This window comes from Pseudomonas weihenstephanensis (assembly GCF_016812185.1).
Classification (GTDB): Bacteria; Pseudomonadota; Gammaproteobacteria; order Pseudomonadales; family Pseudomonadaceae; genus Aquipseudomonas; species Aquipseudomonas weihenstephanensis.
The window spans coordinates 60,441-81,891 of the sequence record NZ_JAAEBV010000009.1 but is presented as its reverse complement, the minus strand read 5'-3'; the positions used below and the strand labels follow the sequence as shown (position 1 = coordinate 81,891).

Sequence of the window (21,451 nt, the reverse complement as noted above, 5' to 3'; positions counted from 1 at the left end):
TAGGTCATGGCAGAAGCAGTTGCTGATAACGTCCCGGCCAAGGCAGGCTCAACAGATGGCAAGCCGCCACTGTTCGGGCTGTCCTTTCTGGAAAACCTTTCCGAGATGACCATGTTGCGTCAGGTTGGCCTTATGGTCGGTCTGGCGGCGAGCGTGGCGATTGGTTTTGCCGTCGTGTTGTGGTCGCAACAGCCCGATTACCGGCCGCTGTATGGCAGCCTGGCCGGTATGGATGCCAAGCAGGTCATGGAAACCCTGGCCGGCGCCGACATTCCTTACACCGTTGAGCCCAACTCCGGCGCATTGCTGGTCAAGGCTGATGACGTGGCCCGTGCGCGCCTCAAACTGGCCGCCGCCGGTGTGTCGCCGACCGACAGCAACATCGGTTTCGAGATTCTGGACAAAGACCAAGGGCTTGGGACCAGCCAGTTCATGGAGGCCACGCGCTATCGTCGTGGCTTGGAAGGCGAATTGGCCCGCACCATTTCCAGCCTCAATAACGTCAAGGGCGCACGCGTTCACCTGGCCATTCCTAAAAGCTCGGTGTTTGTGCGCGATGAGCGCAAACCCAGCGCCTCGGTGTTGGTGGAGTTGTATTCGGGCCGCTCACTGGAGCCGGGTCAAGTACTGGCCATTATCAATCTGGTGGCCACCAGCGTTCCCGAACTGACCAAGTCGCAAATCACCGTGGTCGACCAAAAAGGTAACTTGCTGTCGGATCAGGCGCAGGACTCTGAGCTGACGATGGCCGGTAAACAGTTTGATTACAGCCGCCGCATGGAAAGCATGCTCACACAGCGCGTGCACAACATTCTGCAACCGGTGTTGGGCAACGACCGCTATAAAGCCGAAGTGTCGGCCGATGTGGATTTCAGCGCGGTAGAGTCCACCTCTGAACAGTTCAACCCCGACCAGCCGGCCTTGCGCAGCGAGCAATCCACCAGCGAGCAGCGCACCGCCAGCAACGGTCCGCAAGGTGTGCCGGGTGCGCTGAGCAATCAGCCGCCTGCGCCTGCGTCGGCCCCGCAGCAAACCGGGCAGGCGACAGCCGCCGCCGGTATGGTGCAGCCGGGTCAGCCGCTGCTCGATGCCAACGGTCAGCAAATCATGGACCCGGCCACGGGCCAGCCGATGCTTGCGCCGTACCCGGCTGACAAGCGTTCGCAATCGACCAAAAACTTCGAGCTTGACCGCTCCATCAGCCACACCAAGCAGCAGCAAGGTAAAGTCAATCGCCTGTCGGTTGCCGTGGTGGTCGATGATCAGGTCAAGGTCAACCCGGCCAACGGGGACATCACCCGTGAACCGTGGAGCACAGATCAACTGGCGCGCTTTACCCGTCTGGTGCAAGACGCCGTGGGCTTTGATGCCAGCCGTGGCGACAGCGTGAGCGTGATCAACGTGCCGTTCTCGGCCGAGCGTGGCGAAGTCATCGCCGAGATCCCGTTCTACTCGCAGCCGTGGTTCTGGGACATCGTCAAGCAAGTGCTCGGTGTGTTGTTCATCCTGGTGCTGGTGTTTGGCGTGTTGCGTCCGGTGTTGAACAACATCACCGGTCACGGGCGCAGTAAAGAATTGGCCTTGGGCAGTGATTCCGAGCTGGGTGGCATTGGCGGGCTGGACGGCGAGCTGTCCAACGACCGTGTCAGCCTGGGCGGGCCGCAAAGCATTCTGTTGCCGAGCCCAAGCGAAGGCTATGACGCTCAGTTGAACGCAATCAAGAGTCTGGTAGCAGAAGACCCGGGCCGCGTGGCTCAGGTCGTGAAAGAGTGGATCAACGCTGATGAGTGACAACCGAGCCGCCACCAATCCCAAGCTGACACGGGTCGACAAAGCCGCGATCCTGCTGCTGTCGCTTGGCGAAACTGACGCGGCCCAAGTGCTGCGGCACATGGGGCCCAAAGAAGTGCAGCGCGTGGGTGTGGCGATGGCGCAAATGCGCAACGTGCACCGCGAGCAGGTTGAACAGGTGATGAGCGAGTTCGTCGAAATTGTCGGCGACCAGACCAGCCTGGGCGTCGGTTCAGACGGCTACATTCGTAAAATGCTCACCCAGGCACTGGGCGAAGACAAGGCCAACGGCCTGATCGACCGCATCCTGTTGGGTGGCAACACCAGCGGGCTGGACAGCCTGAAATGGATGGAGCCGCGTGCGGTGGCGGATGTCATCCGCTTCGAACACCCGCAAATCCAGGCCATCGTGGTGGCATACCTCGACCCTGATCAGGCGGGCGAAGTGCTCGGGCACTTTGACCACAAGGCGCGGCTGGACATCATCCTGCGCGTCTCGTCGCTGAACACCGTGCAGCCGGCAGCGCTCAAAGAGCTGAACCAGATCCTTGAGAAACAGTTCTCCGGCAACTCCAACGCGGCCCGTACCACCTTGGGCGGCATCAAGCGTGCTGCCGATATCATGAACTTCCTCGACAGCTCGACCGAAGGGCAGTTGATGGACTCGATCCGCGAAATCGACGAAGACCTGTCCGGTCAGATCGAAGACCTCATGTTCGTGTTCAACAACCTGGCCGACGTCGACGACCGTGGCATTCAGGCACTGTTGCGCGAAGTGTCTTCGGACGTGCTGGTGTTGGCGCTCAAAGGCTCGGACGACAACGTTCAAGACAAGATTTTCAAAAACATGTCCAAGCGTGCCTCCGAACTGCTGCGCGACGACCTGGAGGCCAAAGGCCCGGTACGTGTCAGCGACGTCGAAACGGCGCAGAAAGAAATCCTCACCATCGCTCGCCGTATGGCCGAAGCCGGAGAAATTGTTCTCGGCGGGAAGGGCGGCGAAGAGATGATCTAAGTGAGCAATGCCAAGGGCGAGTCGCCCAGTGATGTGATCCGCGCCCGTGATGTCGGCGGTTTTGACGTGTGGTCCTTGCCCAGCTTTGACCCGTTTCGTGAAGAACCGGAGCCTGAGCCTGAGCCGGTCGAAGAGCTGCCGCCCGAAAGCGAAGAAGTCCCGCTGGAAGAAGTCCAGCCGCTGACCCTTGAAGAACTCGAAAGCATCCGTCAGGAGGCTTACAACGAAGGCTTCGCCACGGGTGAGAAAGAAGGTTTCCACAGTACCCAGCTCAAGGTGCGCCAAGAAGCCGACGCGGCCTTGAATGCCAAACTCGGCAGCCTTGAACGCTTGATGGGCAGCTTGTTTGCGCCGTTGGACGGGCAGGATGTGCAGCTTGAAAAGGCGATGGTGGGGTTGGTTGAGCACATGACGCGGCTGGTGATCCAGCGTGAGCTGAAAACCGATTCCAGCCAGATCGAGCAGGTGCTGCGCGAGAGCTTGAAGCTGTTGCCGATGGGCGCCGAAAACATTCGGTTGTTCATCAATCCGCAAGACTTCGAACAGATAAAGGCGCTGCGCGAACGCCACGATGCCAGTTGGCGGATTCTCGAAGACGACACGTTGCAAGCCGGTGGCTGCCGCGTCGAAACCGAACACAGCCGGATTGATGCGAGCATCGAGACCCGTATCAAACAGGCCATGAGCCAGTTGTTCGACCAACTTCACGAACAGGCGCTGCACCCGTCTGCGCCGGACATCGACGTCGACCTGGACCAGCCAGATGCACCTTAAACGCACCAGTTTCGCCAAGCGCCTGAGCGGCTACGCGCCTGCCATCACTTTGCCCGGTCAGCCGATTGTGGAAGGCCGCTTGCTGCGCATGGTCGGCCTCACACTGGAGGCCGAAGGTTTGCGTGCAGCGATGGGCAGCCGCTGCCTGGTGATCAACGACGACAGCTTTCACCCCGTCGAAGTTGAAGCGGAGGTGATGGGCTTTTCGGGCAGCAAAATCTTCCTCATGCCGGTGGGCAGCGTTGCAGGCATTGCGCCGGGTGCCCGCGTGGTACCGCTGGCCGATACCGGGCGTTTGCCGATGGGCATGAGCATGCTCGGTCGCGTACTCGACGGCGCGGGCCGTACGCTGGACGGCAAAGGCGGGATGAAAGCCGAAGACTGGGTGCCGATGGACGGCCCCACCATCAACCCGCTCAAGCGTAACCCCATCAGCGTGCCGCTCGACGTAGGCATCCGCAGCATCAACGGTTTATTGACGGTCGGGCGCGGTCAGCGTTTGGGCCTGTTTGCCGGTACGGGCGTGGGTAAGAGTGTGTTGCTGGGCATGATGACCCGCTTCACCGAAGCCGACATCGTGGTGGTTGGGCTGATTGGTGAGCGGGGCCGTGAGGTCAAGGAGTTCATCGAGCACATCCTTGGCGAAGAAGGCCTCAAGCGCTCAGTGGTGGTGGCGTCTCCGGCCGATGATGCACCGCTGATGCGCATGCGTGCCGCCATGTACTGCACGCGCATTGCCGAATACTTTCGCGACAAGGGCAAGAACGTCCTGTTGCTGATGGACTCCCTGACCCGCTTTGCCCAGGCGCAGCGGGAAATTGCCTTGGCCATTGGTGAACCGCCCGCGACCAAGGGCTATCCGCCCTCCGTGTTCGCCAAACTGCCAAAACTGGTGGAGCGTGCCGGTAACGCAGAGGCGGGCGGTGGTTCGATCACGGCGTTCTATACCGTGCTGAGTGAAGGTGACGACCAGCAAGACCCGATTGCCGACTCGGCACGGGGCGTGCTCGACGGCCACATTGTGCTGTCGCGGCGTTTGGCCGAAGAAGGCCATTACCCGGCCATCGACATCGAAGCCTCCATCAGCCGGGTCATGCCCTCGGTGGTCACTGAAGAACACATGCGCCGTGCGCAGCAATTCAAACAGTTGTGGTCACGCTTCCAGCAAGCGCGGGACTTGATCAGCGTGGGCGCCTACGTACCGGGCGGGGATCGCGAAACCGACACGGCGATTGCCCTGCAACCGGCAATGGTGGCGTACTTGCGCCAAGGCTTGAACGACAACATCAGCCTGGCTGAAAGCGGCGGTCATCTGGGTTCCATCTTTGCCCCCGCGCCGGGCGGTTAATCCTTTATGGCCAGTGGCAGAGCGGCGCGTCTGGCGCCCGTGGTCGAGATGGCCGAGAGTGCCGAAAAAGCGGCGGCGCAACGGTTAGGCCACTTTCAAGGGCAAGTCAACCTAGCCAACAGCAAGCTGGGTGACCTGGAAAACTTCCGCGCCGAATACCAGTCGCAATGGATTGGTCGCGGCAGTCAGGGCGTGTCTGGCCAATGGTTGCGCAGCTACCAGTACTTCCTCAACCAGCTTGAAACCGCCGTCTCCCAACAGCGGCAAAGCCTGGTGTGGCATGAAAACAACCTCAACAAGGCCCGCGAAACCTGGCAGCAGACCTATGCCCGGGTCGAAGGGTTGCGCAAATTGGTGCAGCGCTACGCCGACGAAGCCCGGCAACTGGAAGACAAGCGCGAACAAAAGCTGATGGACGAACTGTCCCAGCGATTACCGCGCAGGGACAGTTACTGACAGGGCAGGGTTCGCTGTTTGCGTGACAGCGGTATGACGTGATTGGAAAAAAGCAGCCCCAACACAATTAAAACCCCGCCATACAATGTAGATATCGCGGGCACTTCACCCATAACGATGAAGGCAAACACTCCGGCAAATAGAGGTTCACTCAGTTCAATGGTTTGCACTTGACTGGGTTTGAGTAACTCAATGGCTTTGGTGGTGCAGAAAAAGCCGAGCAGTGTGGGAAAGATCGCCAAGAGTAATAGAATAATCGCGCTGTCCACCGATAACGTGATCGACAGTGCCTGTTCATTGATTGCGGGTACCGCTAAATACAGTGCGCCAAACAGTAAAAGTTGTCGGGTAAACAAGAGTCCGCCTTTAGCCTTCATTTTCTTCATACACACTGAAAAAGCGCCATACCCCAGTCCTGCTAATCCGGCGTACAACACCCCGAGACTATTCAACTCTGTTGTCAGGTTCTTTTGGAAAATAACAGCCATTCCAATGATCGCCAGAACAGCGCCCAGCAGCATGTTCCGATCAATGCAATCGCCCAAGAAAAACCTGCCAAGCACAATGGCTGACAGTGCCGCAGACGCCATTAATACCACCACCGCGGTCGCCGCATCCGTGTGCTGATAGGCGCGGGTTTCAAAGAAGAACAACATGAAAATGCCCAGCATTGAACACACGGCTGCTTGCCACCACTGTGCGCGACAGCCCGTCCAGCGCGGCGCGTGTTTAAGTAACAGTAAAACGAACGACACCACGATGACCGCGACGGCTGTTTTATAAAAGGCAATTGCGCTGGTGGTTAAGCCGGCGCTTATTAATAACTTGCTCAATGCGCCGATTGTGGCATTGAGTGCCGCCGCGCAGACAGCAAAACAAATGCCTGAAATAGAGTTTGGCATGATTAGATCTCTAGACTTTTATGGTCATGGCAGGAGAGTGTGGCAGACCATAATGTTGGCGCGTAATTGGAAGATGTGAAGATTCCCCCAAATCGCGCATTAAGTGAGGCGTACACTGGGTCACCCAGCAGAATGCAGTGGGCTTTTTTAAGATTCCAAAACGGTAGACCTGGGAATAAGTGGTGGACAAGATGAAAATTCTCACTGTGCATGCCCGTTAAAAAGTGCTCAATAAATCCGCTGAATCGATTACGTGTTGCATATAGAGAGGACTGTGCTTGAGCGATCATGGGGTAATGCTCGGATAGTTCAATGAACCAGGTCAACGACTGGAAAAATGTCAGGTACGGGATAAGCCAGTAAATTAAATAAGCTTCTATGCCGAGAGATAGTGTCATTAAGCTGAATAGTCCGACGTGAGCGGAAAGTATTGAAATGCATTCTTTTTTGTTTTTTGTCTTTAATAGGCGTTCAGTGAGCAGGTATTTAATATTGGGAAGGCAGTTCAGAAAAAACATAGGCTGTATCAGGAATTTTACGATAAATACTTTGCTGCTTGTCTTTTTGAATATTCCGCTCGAAACATAATATTGAAAGTCTGGGTCGTATTTTAAATCGCCAAGATGGTGGTGGTGATTGATGACGTGTGATCTTTTGTATGAGTCCCAGCCTTGGAATATTAGATGTCCTGAGAATGCTGTTCCAAGTATCTTGTTGGTTTGTCTGTTTTTTGCCAGTGTGCCATGAGCGGCCTCGTGAAGTAAGGTTGCAAGTGCTCTTTGTCTAGAGCCAATAAGCAGGCATGTGATAGGGAAGAAATAGTAGGAATATTCTGACAGTGCTATGGCGAAAATGACAATTAAGTAGTCATACAGTCCTGCTAGGATGCCGTGGTGGTTGTCATAGTTATAGAGTTTTTTTATGTCTTGGGTTATGGATTTTGAAAAGTTATGTGGGTACATGGTTTTTTCCTCTTGATCTGTTTTGTTTAGCATTGATATTGTGGGTTTGCAAATGGTTATAAAGTGCTGTTTGGGAAAAGGATTACATAAGTATTCATATGCAAGTGGTCAATCATTGGGTGAGGGGGGAGACCTGTATGTAGAATTTTTTAAACTTCTAGTAGGCGGCGTTAGTTGTGCGCAGTTAACGTTTGCATCGTTCGCTAGAGCACTACTTCTGCGAAGGCTGCGATTTTTTTGATCCGCTCGGGGTGAGCGTGCAGCGTTGGCAGGTGCGAAATCAAAATCCGGGTCTATAGTCTGAGCACCCGAACTCAGAGAAGGATGCGTACTTATGGCTGTGACATCTGAACTGTCGCCGGAAGGCACTGCGCTGACCCTTAGTATTAAAGGCCGCTTTGATTTCGCCAAACATCAGGACTTCAGGGGCGCGTACGAAAAGCCTATGACCAAGCCCGAGCTGTTCGTGGTTGATCTAAAAGAGACGACCTACGTAGACAGCTCCGCCCTGGGCATGCTGCTGCTGTTACGAGAATATGCCGGTGGCGATGAGTCCGATGTGAGGGTCGTTAATTGCAATAGTGATGTGCGAAAAATTCTCGCCATCTCCAATTTCGATAAGTTGTTCGACATCAGTTGAACACGCCATTGCCGCACGCTCAGACGCTGACGGTGTTGATCGCCGAAGACAGTGCGGTCGACCGTTTGCTGCTGTCGCGTATCGTGAGCAAACAAGGCCATCAGGTGCTGTTGGCCGGTAATGGCGCCGAAGCGGTGGCGCTGTTTATTGAGCTGCGTCCGCAATTGGTGTTGATGGACGCCTTGATGCCGGTGATGGATGGTTTTGAAGCGACGCGCCAGATCAAAGCCCTGGCCGGTGAGGTGCTGGTACCGATTATTTTTCTGACCTCGCTTGAACACGCCGACGCCTTGAAGCGGGCGCTGGAGGCAGGGGGCGATGATGTGTTGATCAAACCCTATAACCCCTTGGTGTTGGCGGCCAAAATCACCGTTATGGACCGCTTGCGGCGTTTACAAGACACGGTACTGCAGCAGCGCAACCTGATTGCTCAACACAACAGTTATTTACTTAACGAGCAGCGGGTGGCCAAGGCGGTGTTTGATCGGGTGGCGCACTCGGGCTGTTTGAGTGCGGCCAATATCCAGTATTTGCAATCGCCGTATGCGTTGTTCAATGGCGACTTGTTACTCGCCGCGTATACGCCGACTGGCGACACCCATGTATTGCTCGGCGACTTTACCGGCCACGGGTTGCCCGCCGCGATTGGCGCCATGCCTTTGGCAGAAGTGTTTTACAGCATGACGGCCAAAGGCTATGGCCTGCCCGAAATGCTGCGTGAGATGAATGCCAAGCTCAAGCGCATCCTGCCGGTGGACATGTTTTGCTGCGCAGCCCTGGTGTGCGTCAGTGCTCAGCGGCGCATCGTCGAAGTGTGGAATGGCGGCATGCCCGATGGTTATCTTCATGTCCGCAAGGGCGGGGTGCGTACGCCCCTACCGTCGCGGCACTTGCCGTTGGGTGTGTTAAAGGCCGAGGCTTTTGACGACACCACCGAGGTGTTGCCGATGGTGTCGGGCGATCACCTGTTTTTGCTGTCTGACGGGGTGATAGATACCAGCGATCAGCAGGAGCGGTTGTTCGGGGTTGAGGGGTTGCAGCGGGTGTTTGACCGCAACACTGAGCCTGCGCGGCTGATTGATGAGGTGGTGCAGGCGCTGCGAGATTTTCAAGGCCGCAAGCGCGATGACGTGAGCATGGTGCACATCACCTCGCAGCGGCCGCAAGCGTTGGGAATGCCTGCCACCCAGTACTCCGACAGCGGGCGTTGCAGTCCGCTGGACTGGTCGGCGAGCTTTGAATTTCGTGCCCCCTCGTTACAGCAGTTCAACCCGCTGCCTTACCTGCTGCAACTGCTCATGGAGGTGCATGGTCTGCGTGCGCAGGGCGCGGTAATCCACGCGGTATTGGCCGAGCTGTATGCCAATGCGCTGGAGCACGGCGTATTGGGGCTGGACTCACGGCTCAAGCGCGATGCGCAAGGGTTTTCCCGCTACTACCAGTGCCGTGACCAGCGGTTGGCGGCGCTTACCGAGGGTTTTGTCCGGGTGCATGTGCGGGTTGAACCTATGCTCAACGGGGGGCGCTTACAGCTACAGGTTGAAGACAGCGGTGAGGGGTTTGACGTAAGCCGGGTACTGGAGCGGCCACTGGATCGAGGCCGCCTGTCAGGGCGCGGCGTGAGTCTTGTGCGCCAACTGTGCCCCTCTGCGCGCTGGGCTGACGATGGCCGGACTGCGTACGTAGAGTTTTCATGGGAGGCTCTGGCATAATCCGGCCCATTCTTGATCAAGGAGTGAACAAGTGTCCTACATTCATATGGACCAGGCGGTAGTGAATGCGCTGCGTGACGTAATGGAAGGTGGGTTTGCGGACCTGTTGGATACCTTTATTTCAGATTCGGACAAGTGCGTTGTGGTACTCAACAGTGCGCAACAGGCGACTGCCCTGGGGGCGGTTGCGCACAGCTTCAAAGGCAGTAGCAGCAACATGGGTGCCATTCGTTTGGCGCAGTTGTGCGGCATTCTTGAAGATCGTGCAAAAAAAAGTCCGTTGGTGGGGATAGACGAACTGGTCTCGAAAGTCACCTCTGAGTACAAAATGGTAAGGCGGCTGTATGTGCAAGAACGCGAGCGCTGCCCCCGCCCTCTTGTGGTTTCTCATTGATTTTGCCAAAGCTGGCCCGAACCTTGCTCTAGTTCTCTGACCTGTACCTACGCCAGCCGTACAGTGGAGACCTTTACATGCCTCTTGCCGCCAACTCGCTTCTTCAGACTCCTGCCGCTGCTGCGTCCAAAGCGGCGGCCGCCAATGCTTCGCAGCCTGCTGCCGAGCCCGCTAAAGCCGGGGCTCAGAACTTCTCGAAGGTGTACGCCAAAGCGTCGCAAGACCCGGCGAGTGCGGCTGATAAAGTGGCCAAGCCTGCGCGGGACAAGGCGGCGGATGCCGCGCCAAAGCCCGATGTGCGCAACGACAAGGCGGGCGACCAGGCGCCAGCTGTTGCCGATAGCGGCAAACCCTTGCCCGGCGGCAAGAGCAAAGACGCTGCGGGTGACGATCAGGACGACACGGCGGCCAAGCCGACTGACGATACGGCGTCTGGCGATCCGCTGGCGGTAGCGCCGCCCGTGGTGCCGACGGTGCCGGTGGTTGAGCCGCAACCCGAAGCCGTACCGGTTCAGCCCGAGGTACACACCCCACCGCTGGCCGCGGCGGCTGCGAATGCGGCCCAAGCCGTTCAGCCGCAGCCGGTGGCTGACGAACATTTCGATCCGCAGGCGGACCCGCTTGACGACCTGCCAGCGGTGCGCCTGGCGATGGAGCAGGGTGGGCATGTGTCCGCCAGCAGTCAGACCCCCGTCAAAAACACCCCCACTGAAACCACTGGCCCTGTGGCTCAAACCCAGGCCCAGGCCAGCGGCATTGCCATGCTGATTGAGCCCAAGGCTGATGGGGACTCCAGCGGTGAGGGAGGCGAAAAAGCCTTCAAGGGGCTGGTGGATGATGGCCTCAAAGACCTCAAAAGTGCGTCGAGCGACACCCGGGTCGATGACTTCGCCAATCGTCTGGCGGCGCTCACCCAGGCGGCTGTGCCCAAAACGGCGAATGCACTGCCGGTCAACCAGCCTTTGGCCATGCACCAGAGCGGCTGGTCTGAAGAAGTGGTCAATCGGGTGATGTACCTCTCCAGCGCCAACCTCAAGTCGGCAGACATCCAGTTGGAGCCGGCCGAGTTGGGGCGTTTGGATATCCGGGTCAACCTGACGGCTGACCAGCCTGCACAGGTCAACTTCATGAGTGGGCATGCGGGCGTACGTGAAGCCCTGGAAGGCCAAATGTTCCGTTTGCGTGAGATGTTTGCGCAGCAGGGGATGGGGCAGGTCGACGTCAACGTGTCAGATCAGTCGCGCAACTGGCAAGGTCAAGGTCAAGAACAGCAGAACCAAAGCCGCGCTAACAGCACGGGCAATGGCGGGCGACTTGACGGCGGGGCGGATGACGAGGGGGCGGTGGCAGGCGTTGAAGCGGCTGCGCCCAGCGTGATTTTGGGCTCCAGCGCCGTCGACTATTACGCCTGACCCTTGTCAGGTCGTCGCTGACGCGTCGTGCGAGGCTGCGAGCGGGTGCGTTGCGCTCGCACTCTCATTCCCCCACAGACCTGAAGCACCTTACTCACCGGGTTTGTGCCGGCTGCGCGCCCGATCGCCGCCTCGTCCCGCAGCAGCACCTGCAAGGTCGATTTCAACGATGCCCTCACTTCTGGCATAACACTTGCTCTTGCCTTGCCGTGCACCTGTGAAAATCGAATAGTGACGGATTATTGGCATGGCGAAGAGCGACGCAGTGAAAGACCCCGCCCAGAAAGGCAAATTCAAGCTGATCATCCTGATCGTGGTAGCGCTGCTGCTGGCGATTGGCGTGTCGGTGGGTGCTACCTGGTATTTCATGCACAGCGCGCAGAGCAAGCCTGAAGCCGTGATCGACCCTAATGTGAAAGTCGCGGCCATTTATGAGCCGATGGCGCCCGCGTTTGTGGTCAATTACAACGCCAATGGCCGCCAGCGCTACATGCAGGTCAGCATGACCATGCAGGCCCGTAACCAGGCCGATCTTGATGCACTCAAAGTGCACATGCCGGTGATCCGTAACAACCTGGTGATGCTGTTTTCCGGTGAGACCTTCGACAGCATCGCCACGCCGGTCGGCCAGGAAATGCTGCGTCAAAAAGCGACTGCCAGCGTGCAGGCCGTGGCGCAAAAAGAGCTCGGCAAAGTGGTCGTCGATCAGGTGCTCTTTACTAACTTCGTATTGCAGTAGGATCACGACATGGCCGTGCAAGACCTGCTGTCCCAGGATGAGATCGACGCGCTGTTGCATGGCGTTGATGACGGTCTGGTACAGACCGAAATGGCTGCCGAACCCGGCAGTGTCAAAAGTTACGACCTGACCAGTCAGGACCGTATTGTTCGTGGGCGCATGCCGACCCTCGAAATGATCAACGAGCGTTTCGCCCGTTACACCCGCATCAGCATGTTCAACATGCTGCGCCGCTCCGCTGACGTGGCGGTGGGCGGGGTACAGGTAATGAAGTTCGGTGAATACGTGCATTCGCTGTACGTGCCCACCAGCCTCAACCTGGTCAAGATCAAGCCGTTGCGCGGCACCGCGCTGTTTATCCTGGACGCCAAACTGGTGTTCAAGCTGGTCGACAACTTCTTCGGTGGCGACGGCCGCCACGCCAAGATCGAAGGCCGTGAGTTCACCCCGACCGAGTTGCGGGTGGTGCGCATGGTGCTGGAGCAAGCGTTCATTGATTTGAAAGAGGCTTGGCAGGCGATCATGGAAGTCAATTTCGAGTACATCAACTCGGAAGTGAACCCGGCCATGGCCAATATCGTCGGCCCGAGCGAGGCGATTGTGGTCTCCACGTTTCATATCGAACTCGACGGCGGTGGCGGCGATCTGCACGTGACCATGCCGTACTCAATGATCGAGCCGGTGCGTGAAATGCTCGACGCCGGTTTCCAGTCCGACCTCGACGATCAGGACGAGCGCTGGAGCAAGGCGCTGCGCGAAGACGTGCTGGATGTCAGCGTGCCGCTCAGTGCCACGGTGGCGCGCCGTCAATTGCGCCTGCGTGACATCTTGCACATGCAGCCCGGTGACGTGATCCCGATTGAATTACAGGACGAGCTGGTGATGCGTGCCAATGGCGTGCCCTCGTTCAAGGTCAAACTGGGCTCGCACAAGGGCAATCTCGCCCTGCAAGTGGTTGAGCCTATCGAGCGGCGTTAAGCGCCGTCTTCAAGAATTCGCTATGTAACTGATTGACTGCCCGCCGAGGACAAATGATGGCTGACGAACACGATATAACTTCTGCCGAAGACCAGGCGCTCGCCGATGAATGGGCGGCTGCGCTGGAAGAAACTGGCGAAGTGGGCCAGCACGACATCGACGCCTTGCTGGCGGCAGATGCGGCCAAGGCCCCGGCTTCCAATCGCTTGCCGATGGAAGAATTTGGCAGCGTGCCGCGCAATAACGACCCGGTGACGCTGGACGGCCCCAACCTGGACGTGATTCTGGATATTCCGGTCTCGATCTCCATGGAAGTGGGCAGCACCGACATCAACATTCGTAACCTGCTGCAACTCAACCAGGGATCGGTAATCGAGCTGGACCGCCTGGCCGGCGAGCCGCTGGATGTGCTGGTCAACGGCACCCTGATTGCGCACGGTGAAGTGGTTGTGGTCAACGAAAAGTTCGGCATTCGCCTGACTGACGTGATCAGCCCAAGCGAACGCATCAAGAAGCTGCGCTAAGTGAAGCGGTTACTCGGCGGTTTACTGGCGTTCCCTTTAAGCGTGCTGGCGGCCGAGCCGGCTGCAACGGCCACCGCTGCTGTCGCGCCCGTGGTGGGCAGTGGCATCGGCGGGCAGCTCACGCAACTGGTGTTGGGCTTGCTGCTGGTGCTGGGGCTGATCTTTGGTCTGGCCTGGCTGCTGCGCAGGGTTCAGCACGCCGGGCCGCGTCAGGGGCAGGTGATCGAACTCATCAGCTCGCGTGCGCTGGGCGCGCGTGACCGGTTGGTGCTGGTGCAGGTAGGCAATGAGCAAATTTTGTTGGGCTTGACGCCGGGGCGCATCACGCCGCTGCATGTGCTCAAGGAGCCGGTGCAATTGCCGGCGTCTTCGCAGCCTGCAACGCCGGAGTTTGCCAAGCGCCTGATGGAACTGATGGGTAATCAAAAGGACAAGCCGTAATGCGTTTAGTCATTGCGCTGTTGTTAGCGCTGGCCGCGCCGTTGGCGTTCGGCGCCGACCCGTTGTCGATCCCGGCCATTACCTTGGGCACCGGTGCCAACGGGCAGCAGGAATATTCGGTCAGCTTGCAAATTCTGCTGATCATGACGGCGCTGAGCTTTATCCCGGCGTTCGTCATGCTGATGACCAGCTTTACGCGCATCATCATTGTGTTTTCCATCCTGCGTCAGGCGCTGGGCTTGCAGCAAACGCCGTCAAACCAGATTTTGACGGGCATGGCGCTGTTTTTGACTATGTTCATCATGGCCCCGGTGTTCGACAAAATTAACGAAAACGCCTTGCAGCCTTACCTGGCGGAAAAGCTCTCGGCGCAGGATGCGATCCTTAAGGCAGAAGGCCCGATCAAGGACTTCATGCTGGCTCAAACCCGCACCAGTGACCTTGAGCTGTTCATGCGTTTGTCCAAGCGCACGGACATCGCCACCCCGGATGCGGCGCCTTTGACCATTCTGGTGCCGGCGTTTGTGACCTCCGAGCTTAAAACGGCGTTTCAGATCGGTTTTATGATCTTCATTCCGTTCCTGATCATCGATCTGGTGGTGGCCAGTGTGCTGATGGCCATGGGGATGATGATGCTGTCGCCGCTGATTATTTCGCTGCCGTTCAAGATCATGCTGTTTGTGCTGGTGGATGGCTGGGCGTTGATTATCGGTACGCTGGCCAGCAGTTTTGGCGGAGTGTGAGTCATGCCCGGGAGTAATGCGCAATGACCCCAGAAGTCGCGGTTGACCTGTTTCGCAGTGCTTTGTGGCTGACCACCATGATGGTGGCTGTGTTGGTGGTGCCCAGCTTGTTGGTGGGTTTGATGGTGGCCATGTTTCAGGCCGCCACCCAAATCAACGAACAAACCTTGAGCTTTTTGCCACGCTTGCTGGTGATGCTGGTCACCTTGATTGTGGCGGGGCCGTGGTTGGTGCAGACCTTTATGGAATACATCCTGTCGTTGTACGGCAGCATTCCGCAGTTGATCGGCTAAATGTCGCTGCTTGCCCTGACGGACGCGCAGATCAGTACCTGGGTCGCCAGCTTTATGCTGCCGCTGTTTCGGGTAGGCGCAGTGTTGACCACCATGCCGATCATCGGCACCACCCTGGTGCCCAAGCGCATCAAGCTGTTTTTGTCGATAGCCATCACTTTGGCCATCATGCCGAGCTTGCCGCCGCTGCCGACGGTAAACCCGCTGGACCTCAGTGGGTTGATGTTGATTGCCGAGCAAATCATCATCGGCGCCTTGCTCGGGTTTTCGCTGCAATTGTTTTTTCAGGCGTTTGTGGTGGCCGGGCAAATTGTGGCGATCCAGATGGGCATGGGCTTCGCCTCCATGGTCGACCCGGCCAACGGGGTCAACGTAGCGGTCATCGGGCAGTTCTTCACCATGCTGGTGACGTTGTTGTTTCTGTCCATGAACGGGCACCTGGTGGTGTTTGAGGTGCTCACCGAAAGCTTCACCACCTTACCAGTGGGAGGCGGGTTGCTGACGCATCACTTCTGGGAAGTGGTTGGCAAGCTCGGTTGGGTGCTGGGTGCCGCCTTGCTGCTGGTGCTGCCGGCGATCACCGCGCTGTTGGTGGTCAACATCGCATTCGGCGTGATGACCCGTGCGGCCCCGCAGTTGAACATTTTCGCCATCGGTTTTCCGCTGACCCTGGTGCTGGGCATGGTGATCCTGTGGATCAGCCTGGCGGACATTCTCAATCAGTATCAACCGCTGGCCACCGAGGCCTTGCAGTTTTTACGTGACTTGGCACAGGCGCGCTAGCGATGGCCGAAAGCGAGAGTGGCGCCGATAAAACAGAAGACCCCACGGAGAAACGAAAAAAAGACTCCAGGGAAAAGGGCGAGATCGCGCGCTCTAAAGAACTCAATACGCTGGCAATCATGCTCGCAGGCTCCATCGGCTTGATCATCTTCGGCGGTGCGCTGGCGCAGGACATGATGGAAATCATGCGCTACAACTTCAGCATCAGCCGTGAAGTGCTGCTCAACACTGACTCGATGGGCGCCTTCCTCCTGCATTCAGGCAAGATCGCCCTGGTGGCGTTGCAGCCGGTACTTATTACCTTGTTGATTGCAGCGTTGATCGGGCCTATTGCACTGGGCGGCTGGTTGTTCGCGGCGGGCAGCCTGGCCCCGAAATTCAGCCGCATGAATCCTGCGGCGGGCATCAAGCGCATGTTCTCGGCCAAGGCGCTGGTCGAGCTGCTCAAGGCGTTGGCCAAGTTTTTTATCATCTTGATTGTGGCGTTGTTGGTGCTCAAGTCCGACATCGACGACTTGCAACGCATCTCCCGTGAACCCCTTGAATCGGCCGTCATCCACAGCTTGCAAGTGGTGGCGTGGAGTGCCTTGTGGATGGCTTGCGGGTTGATCCTGATTGCGGCCGTGGACGTGCCGGTGCAGTTGTGGGAAAGCCACAAGAAACTGCTGATGACCAAGCAGGAGGTGCGCGATGAGCACAAGGATCAGGAAGGTCGCCCGGAAGTTAAGCAACGAATCCGCCAGACCCAGCGCGAGATGAGTCAGCGCCGGATGATGAGCGCCATCCCGGATGCCGACGTCATCATCACCAACCCGACCCACTTTGCTGTCGCTCTGAAATACGACCCGGAGAAGGGCGCTGCGCCCATGCTGCTGGCCAAGGGCAGCGACTTTCTGGCGCTCAAGATCCGTGAAATTGGCGCCAAGCACGACATCCTGCTGCTGGAGTCGCCCGCGTTGGCGCGCTCCATCTACTACTCCACCGAGCTGGATCAGGAAATCCCCGCAGGCCTGTACTTGGCCGTGGCGCAGGTCTTGGCCTACGTCTATCAGATCCGCCAGCACCAAGCGGGCAAAGGCAAGCGGCCTGATCCTCTGAGCGATCTGCCGATCCCGCCGGATTTACGTCGCGACGAATAACGTGGCGCAGGCTGTCAGCTTTGGCAGTATCGGGTTGGCGCAAACCTGCTTAACTGAACCTTGAGCGCACCCTGGCGTTTCGTCGTTTGCAATGGAGATGCACGATGCCTATCGAGTTGACCCTCATCCCTGACGGTTCAGTCAAAACCTATGCGTTAAGCGGGTCTCACGGGTTGGCTATGGCTGAGCTGGAGGGCTTGTTTCCGTCATTTCCTGTGCTGGATGCCACCTTTGCGATTTTCTGGCTGGATCAAGCGCCCGATCAGCATGTGGTGGGTTTTAGTACCGAAGGTAAAAATTTGCTGGCGGTTATTTCATTGCCCACGGTGCCGCAAGGGTACGGGCGCGAAGACTACTACGCCGCTGTGCTGGAGCGCTGTGAAAAAGAGCGCGAGACCCTGTTGAGCTTTCTGCGTAAGTCGTTGAGTTTCGAAGGCATTAACGGGATGTGCGCGCGCAGCTTCATTCTGTGCAATCTGGTGCGTCAATTGAAGCTTGAGAGTGTGCCGGTGTGGAAAGATCGACCGCATACGCAAGACGGGCGTTGCGGCGATATTTTGATTGGGGGTCGAGGTTCGAAGGGTTATGAGCCTAATCGCAAGATCGATGTGGTGTTTGGCGTTAGCAGCAGCGCCTGCCTGGTGATTGATTTGGGTGAGTGGCGCTGGAACTGAGCGGTTTAGGCCTGCGTAACGCCCCAGCCCTCACCCAGAGGGCTGGGGAGTGGGTTTTCGAATCTGATGTGGCCATTTGCCAAAGTTGGAAGGGTTCTTGCAAAGGCAGGCTTCACGGCGCATATGGCGTCAAAAGTTTGCTAAAGGTTTCTTGCAATGTCATTGGATCGTTCTCAGTTAATCAACACCGCACGCAACGGTCTGGCCGGTCTGGGTCAGGGGCAGTTGGGTGTGCCGCTGTTGTTGCTGGTAATGCTGGCAATGATGATGTTGCCGATCCCCGCGTTCCTGCTGGACGTGTTCTTTACCTTCAATATTGCGCTGTCGATTGTGGTGTTGCTGGTCTGTGTGTACGCCTTGCGCCCACTGGATTTCGCGGTGTTCCCGACCATTTTGCTGGTCGCCACGCTAATGCGTCTGGCGCTCAACGTGGCTTCGACGCGGGTGGTGATGCTTCACGGTCAAGAAGGTCACGGCGCCGCCGGTAAGGTGATTCAGGCGTTCGGTGAGGTGGTGATCGGCGGCAACTACGTGGTCGGTATCGTGGTGTTCGCGATTTTGATGATCATCAACTTCGTGGTGGTGACCAAGGGGGCCGGGCGTATCTCCGAGGTGAGCGCACGTTTCACCCTCGATGCCATGCCCGGCAAGCAGATGGCGATCGACGCCGACCTTAACGCCGGTTTGATCGACCAGAACCAGGCCAAGTCGCGCCGTCAGGAAGTCGCCCAAGAGGCTGAGTTCTACGGTTCGATGGACGGTGCCAGCAAATTTGTACGCGGTGATGCCATCGCCGGTCTGTTGATTCTGTTTATCAACCTGATCGGTGGCATGGCCGTGGGCATGTTCCAGCACGGCATGACGTTCGGCGAAGCGGGCAAGGTGTATGCCTTGCTGACGATCGGTGACGGTTTGGTGGCGCAATTGCCTTCCCTGCTGCTGTCCACCGCGGCCGCGATCATGGTGACCCGTGCCTCTGGCTCCGAAGAGATGGGCAAGCAAATCAGCCGCCAGATGTTTGCATCGCCCAAGGCGCTGGCAGTCTCGGCCGGTTTGATGGGGGTGATGGGCGCCGTGCCGGGCATGCCGCACTTCGCCTTCCTGAGTTTGGCCGCCGTCGCGGGCGGCGCTGCCTACTTAATGTGGAAGAAGCAAAACGTGGTCAAGACCCAGGCCCTGCAAGAAGTGCAGCGCCAACAGGAGCTGCTGCCTTCACCGGCCCGCGCACAAGACACCAAAGAGCTGGGTTGGGATGACGTGACCCCCATCGACATGATCGGCCTGGAAGTGGGCTATCGCTTGATCCCGCTGGTGGACCGCAATCAAGGCGGGCAATTGCTGGCGCGGATCAAGGGCGTGCGTAAAAAGCTGTCTCAGGACTTGGGCTTTTTGATGCCCACCGTGCACATTCGCGACAACCTCGATCTGGCGCCCAGCGCCTATCGCCTGACCCTGATGGGAGTGATTCTGGCCGAGGCCGAGATTTACCCGGACCGCGAGCTGGCGATCAACCCGGGGCAGGTGTTCGGCACCCTCAACGGGATTACCGCCAAAGACCCGGCCTTTGGCCTGGAAGCGGTGTGGATCGAGGTCAGCCAGCGCAGTCAGGCGCAATCATTGGGCTACACCGTGGTGGACGCCAGCACCGTGGTCGCCACGCACCTGAACCAAATTTTGTACAAGCACTCCCATGAGCTGATCGGGCATGAAGAAGTGCAGCAGTTGATGCAGTTGCTGGCCAAGGCCTCGCCAAAACTGGCTGAAGAGTTGGTGCCGGGTGTGTTGACCCTGTCGCAACTGCTCAAGGTCTTGCAGGCCCTGCTGGCTGAACAGGTGCCCGTACGCGACATTCGTAGTATTGCCGAAGCCGTCGCGAACAATGCGCACAAGAGTCAAGATACCGCCGCTTTGGTGGCCGCCGTGCGGGTTGGTTTGTCCCGCGCCATCGTCCAAAGCATTGTAGGCGTTGAGTCTGAGCTGCCAGTTATCACGCTGGAGCCAAGGTTGGAACAGATATTGCTCAATAGTCTGCAAAAGGCAGGACAAGGTCAGGAAGAGGGCGTTCTGCTGGAGCCAAGCATGGCTGAAAAGTTGCAGCGTTCCTTGATCGATGCCGCCCAACGCCAAGAGATGCAAGGCAACCCGGTGATCCTGTTGGTCGCCGGTCCGATACGCGCGATGCTTTCGCGGTTCGGCCGCCTGGCCGTGCCCAACCTGCATGTGCTGGCGTACCAGGAAATCCCTGACAACAAGCAAGTCACCATCGTTGCGACAGTAGGCCCGAACGGCTGAGGTTTGGTTTATGCAAGTGAAGCGTTTTTTCGCCGCCGATATGCGTCAGGCCATGAAACTGGTTCGTGATGAGCTGGGGGCTGATGCCGCCATTATTGGTAACCGCCGCATTGCCGGTGGTGTTGAGTTGACCGCCGCGCTGGACTACAAGTTGTCCGCGCTGGCACCGCGTGTGCCTAACGTTGAGCTTGAAGAAGAGCTGCGCAAGACCCAGTCGCGGATCGTTTCGGCCCAGGCTGAACTGAGCCTGCGCGGTGAAGGCGAGACTGACGTGAGCCGGCAGTTGTTTGCCGGGTTGCCGCTGACCGCCGCCGAGCCGTTGATCGAGCCAACCTTTGATGAACCGCCACGTCCGGCTGCGCCCGCCGCGCCGAGCATGGACCAGCGTGCCTTCGACACCATGCGCTTTGAGCTCAATGGTTTGCGCGAACTGCTGGAAGTGCAGTTGGGCTCGTTGGCATGGAACCAGCTGCAAGGCAGCAAACCGGCGCAAGCCAACCTGTGGCGTCGTTTGCAGCGCATTGGCTTGTCGGGTCCGCTGTCGCGCGATTTGCTGGAGCAAGTCGCCGAGATCGAAGAGCCGCGCCAGGCGTGGCGCATGTTGTTGGCGTACCTGGCCCGCATGATCGCAACCCCGGAAATCGAGCCGCTCGAAGAGGGCGGCGTGATTGCGATGGTCGGCCCGGCGGGCATGGGTAAAACCACCACGCTGGCCAAGTTGGCCGCGCGTTACGTGCTCAAGTACGGCGCGCAGAACATTGCGCTGGTGAGCATGGACAGCTTTCGCATTGGTGCTCAGGAGCAACTCAAAACCCTGGGCCGCATCCTCAATGTGCCGGTCACGCATGTAGCGCCGGGTCAGTCATTGGGCCAAACCCTTGAGCCACTGTTGCGCAAACGCGTAGTACTGGTTGACACGGCGGGCCTGCAAGCCAGCGATCCGGCCCTGCGCCTGCAACTTGAAAGCCTGGCTGGGCGCGGCATCAAAGCCAAAAATTACCTGGTCTTGGCCACCACCAGTCAGAAACAAGTGCTGACGGCGGCTTACCACAGCTATAAACGTTGCGGGCTTGCCGGTTGCATCCTGACCAAACTGGATGAAACCGCAAGCCTTGGCGAAGTATTGAGTCTGGCCATCAGTCACGAGCTGCCAGTGGCCTATCTCACGGACGGTCCGCGTATTCCCGATGACCTCCATCTGCCGCGTCGTCACCAATTGGTGAGCCGTGCGGTCAGTGTACAAATGCAGGAAGAACCCAGCGAAGAGGCCATGGCCGATATGTTCGCTGATATCTACCACAGCCCCTCCAAACGGGTTGGCTGAGGTAGTGACGATTACGTTGCAATGTACCTACATTGATGGTCTGCACAGTCCTGTTCCCGTTGAGGAACCCGCAGCCAGCGTATGTAGCCGCGTCTAAGTAAGACAAGGTAAAGAA

General features: G+C 58.0%; 22 protein-coding genes. 20 read left to right on the top strand and 2 right to left on the bottom strand.

Annotated features, from left to right (window positions below):
- Positions 1-6 precede the first annotated feature (6 nt).
- The 5 genes from fliF to fliJ are packed head-to-tail and all read left to right on the top strand — an operon-like array spanning position 7 to position 5,384.
- Positions 7-1,791, top strand: a complete 1,785-nt coding sequence (gene fliF, locus GYN01_RS21320; RefSeq protein WP_048366237.1) for a flagellar basal-body MS-ring/collar protein FliF — start codon at positions 7-9, stop codon at positions 1,789-1,791.
- The gene (gene fliG, locus GYN01_RS21315; protein WP_048366238.1) at positions 1,784-2,806 is read left to right on the top strand and encodes a flagellar motor switch protein FliG; all 1,023 of its coding nucleotides are present in this window, start codon (positions 1,784-1,786) and stop codon (positions 2,804-2,806) included. The genes fliF and fliG overlap by 8 nt, the downstream gene beginning before the upstream one ends.
- Positions 2,807-3,580: a flagellar assembly protein FliH gene (gene fliH, locus GYN01_RS21310; protein ID WP_048366239.1), complete on the top strand. Its 774-nt coding sequence runs from the start codon at positions 2,807-2,809 to the stop codon at positions 3,578-3,580. It abuts the gene before it with no gap.
- Positions 3,570-4,928 carry a flagellar protein export ATPase FliI gene (gene fliI / locus GYN01_RS21305; RefSeq protein ID WP_203307751.1) on the top strand — a complete coding sequence of 453 codons (1,359 nt, stop codon included), beginning with the start codon at positions 3,570-3,572 and terminating at the stop codon, positions 4,926-4,928. Before fliH ends, fliI begins: the two co-directional genes overlap by 11 nt.
- 6 nt (positions 4,929-4,934) lie before the next feature.
- Entirely contained in the window at positions 4,935-5,384 is a 450-nt protein-coding gene (gene fliJ, locus GYN01_RS21300; protein ID WP_048366241.1) for a flagellar export protein FliJ, read from the top strand.
- On the opposite strand, the gene GYN01_RS21295 is transcribed toward fliJ, so the two are convergent.
- Both GYN01_RS21295 and gntB read right to left on the bottom strand, forming a co-directional pair.
- Positions 5,378-6,286, bottom strand: a complete 909-nt coding sequence (locus GYN01_RS21295) for a DMT family transporter (RefSeq protein WP_203307750.1) — start codon at positions 6,284-6,286, stop codon at positions 5,378-5,380. The genes fliJ and GYN01_RS21295 overlap by 7 nt on opposite strands.
- A 2-nt stretch (positions 6,287-6,288) precedes the next feature.
- A complete protein-coding gene (gene gntB / locus GYN01_RS21290; protein WP_203307749.1) occupies positions 6,289-7,248 on the bottom strand; it encodes a guanitoxin biosynthesis L-arginine gamma (S) hydroxylase in 960 nt (319 codons plus the stop codon).
- Between the two features lie 334 nt (positions 7,249-7,582).
- On the opposite strand from gntB, the gene GYN01_RS21285 reads away from it, so the two are divergent.
- The 15 genes from GYN01_RS21285 (at position 7,583) to flhF (ending at position 21,336) form a co-directional block, all read left to right on the top strand.
- On the top strand, positions 7,583-7,888 hold the full coding sequence (locus tag GYN01_RS21285; protein WP_048366243.1) for an STAS domain-containing protein: 306 nt from the start codon (positions 7,583-7,585) through the stop codon (positions 7,886-7,888).
- Positions 7,885-9,600 carry an ATP-binding SpoIIE family protein phosphatase gene (locus GYN01_RS21280; RefSeq protein ID WP_420850459.1) on the top strand — a complete coding sequence of 572 codons (1,716 nt, stop codon included), beginning with the start codon at positions 7,885-7,887 and terminating at the stop codon, positions 9,598-9,600. Before GYN01_RS21285 ends, GYN01_RS21280 begins: the two co-directional genes overlap by 4 nt.
- Before the next feature lie 31 nt (positions 9,601-9,631).
- Positions 9,632-9,994 (top strand): Hpt domain-containing protein, encoded by a 363-nt coding sequence (locus GYN01_RS21275; RefSeq protein WP_048402403.1) that lies wholly within the window; start codon positions 9,632-9,634, stop codon positions 9,992-9,994.
- A 77-nt stretch (positions 9,995-10,071) separates the two neighbouring features.
- Entirely contained in the window at positions 10,072-11,406 is a 1,335-nt protein-coding gene (locus GYN01_RS21270) for a flagellar hook-length control protein FliK (RefSeq protein ID WP_203307748.1), read from the top strand.
- Between the two features lie 247 nt (positions 11,407-11,653).
- Positions 11,654-12,145, top strand: coding sequence for a flagellar basal body-associated protein FliL (gene fliL / locus GYN01_RS21265; RefSeq protein WP_048402406.1), 492 nt, complete (start codon positions 11,654-11,656; stop codon positions 12,143-12,145).
- A 9-nt stretch (positions 12,146-12,154) separates the two neighbouring features.
- Positions 12,155-13,123 (top strand): flagellar motor switch protein FliM, encoded by a 969-nt coding sequence (fliM, locus tag GYN01_RS21260; protein WP_048366249.1) that lies wholly within the window; start codon positions 12,155-12,157, stop codon positions 13,121-13,123.
- A gap of 56 nt (positions 13,124-13,179) precedes the next feature.
- On the top strand, positions 13,180-13,647 hold the full coding sequence (gene fliN / locus GYN01_RS21255) for a flagellar motor switch protein FliN (RefSeq protein ID WP_048366250.1): 468 nt from the start codon (positions 13,180-13,182) through the stop codon (positions 13,645-13,647).
- Complete coding sequence (gene fliO, locus GYN01_RS21250; protein WP_203307747.1) at positions 13,648-14,088, top strand: flagellar biosynthetic protein FliO; 441 nt, start codon at positions 13,648-13,650, stop codon at positions 14,086-14,088. It begins immediately after the preceding gene.
- Positions 14,088-14,831 (top strand): flagellar type III secretion system pore protein FliP, encoded by a 744-nt coding sequence (gene fliP, locus GYN01_RS21245; RefSeq protein WP_048366252.1) that lies wholly within the window; start codon positions 14,088-14,090, stop codon positions 14,829-14,831. Before fliO ends, fliP begins: the two co-directional genes overlap by 1 nt.
- 23 nt (positions 14,832-14,854) lie before the next feature.
- Positions 14,855-15,124, top strand: a complete 270-nt coding sequence (fliQ, locus tag GYN01_RS21240; RefSeq protein WP_047275932.1) for a flagellar biosynthesis protein FliQ — start codon at positions 14,855-14,857, stop codon at positions 15,122-15,124.
- Complete coding sequence (gene fliR, locus GYN01_RS21235) at positions 15,125-15,907, top strand: flagellar biosynthetic protein FliR (protein ID WP_048366253.1); 783 nt, start codon at positions 15,125-15,127, stop codon at positions 15,905-15,907. It abuts the gene before it with no gap.
- A 2-nt stretch (positions 15,908-15,909) separates the two neighbouring features.
- Entirely contained in the window at positions 15,910-17,046 is a 1,137-nt protein-coding gene (gene flhB, locus GYN01_RS21230) for a flagellar biosynthesis protein FlhB (protein ID WP_048366254.1), read from the top strand.
- Between the two features lie 104 nt (positions 17,047-17,150).
- Entirely contained in the window at positions 17,151-17,720 is a 570-nt protein-coding gene (locus GYN01_RS21225) for a hypothetical protein (protein WP_203307746.1), read from the top strand.
- 162 nt (positions 17,721-17,882) lie between these two features.
- Positions 17,883-20,012 carry a flagellar biosynthesis protein FlhA gene (gene flhA, locus GYN01_RS21220; protein WP_048366317.1) on the top strand — a complete coding sequence of 710 codons (2,130 nt, stop codon included), beginning with the start codon at positions 17,883-17,885 and terminating at the stop codon, positions 20,010-20,012.
- A gap of 10 nt (positions 20,013-20,022) precedes the next feature.
- Positions 20,023-21,336, top strand: a complete 1,314-nt coding sequence (gene flhF / locus GYN01_RS21215; RefSeq protein WP_203307745.1) for a flagellar biosynthesis GTPase FlhF — start codon at positions 20,023-20,025, stop codon at positions 21,334-21,336.
- Positions 21,337-21,451: the final 115 nt, after the last annotated feature.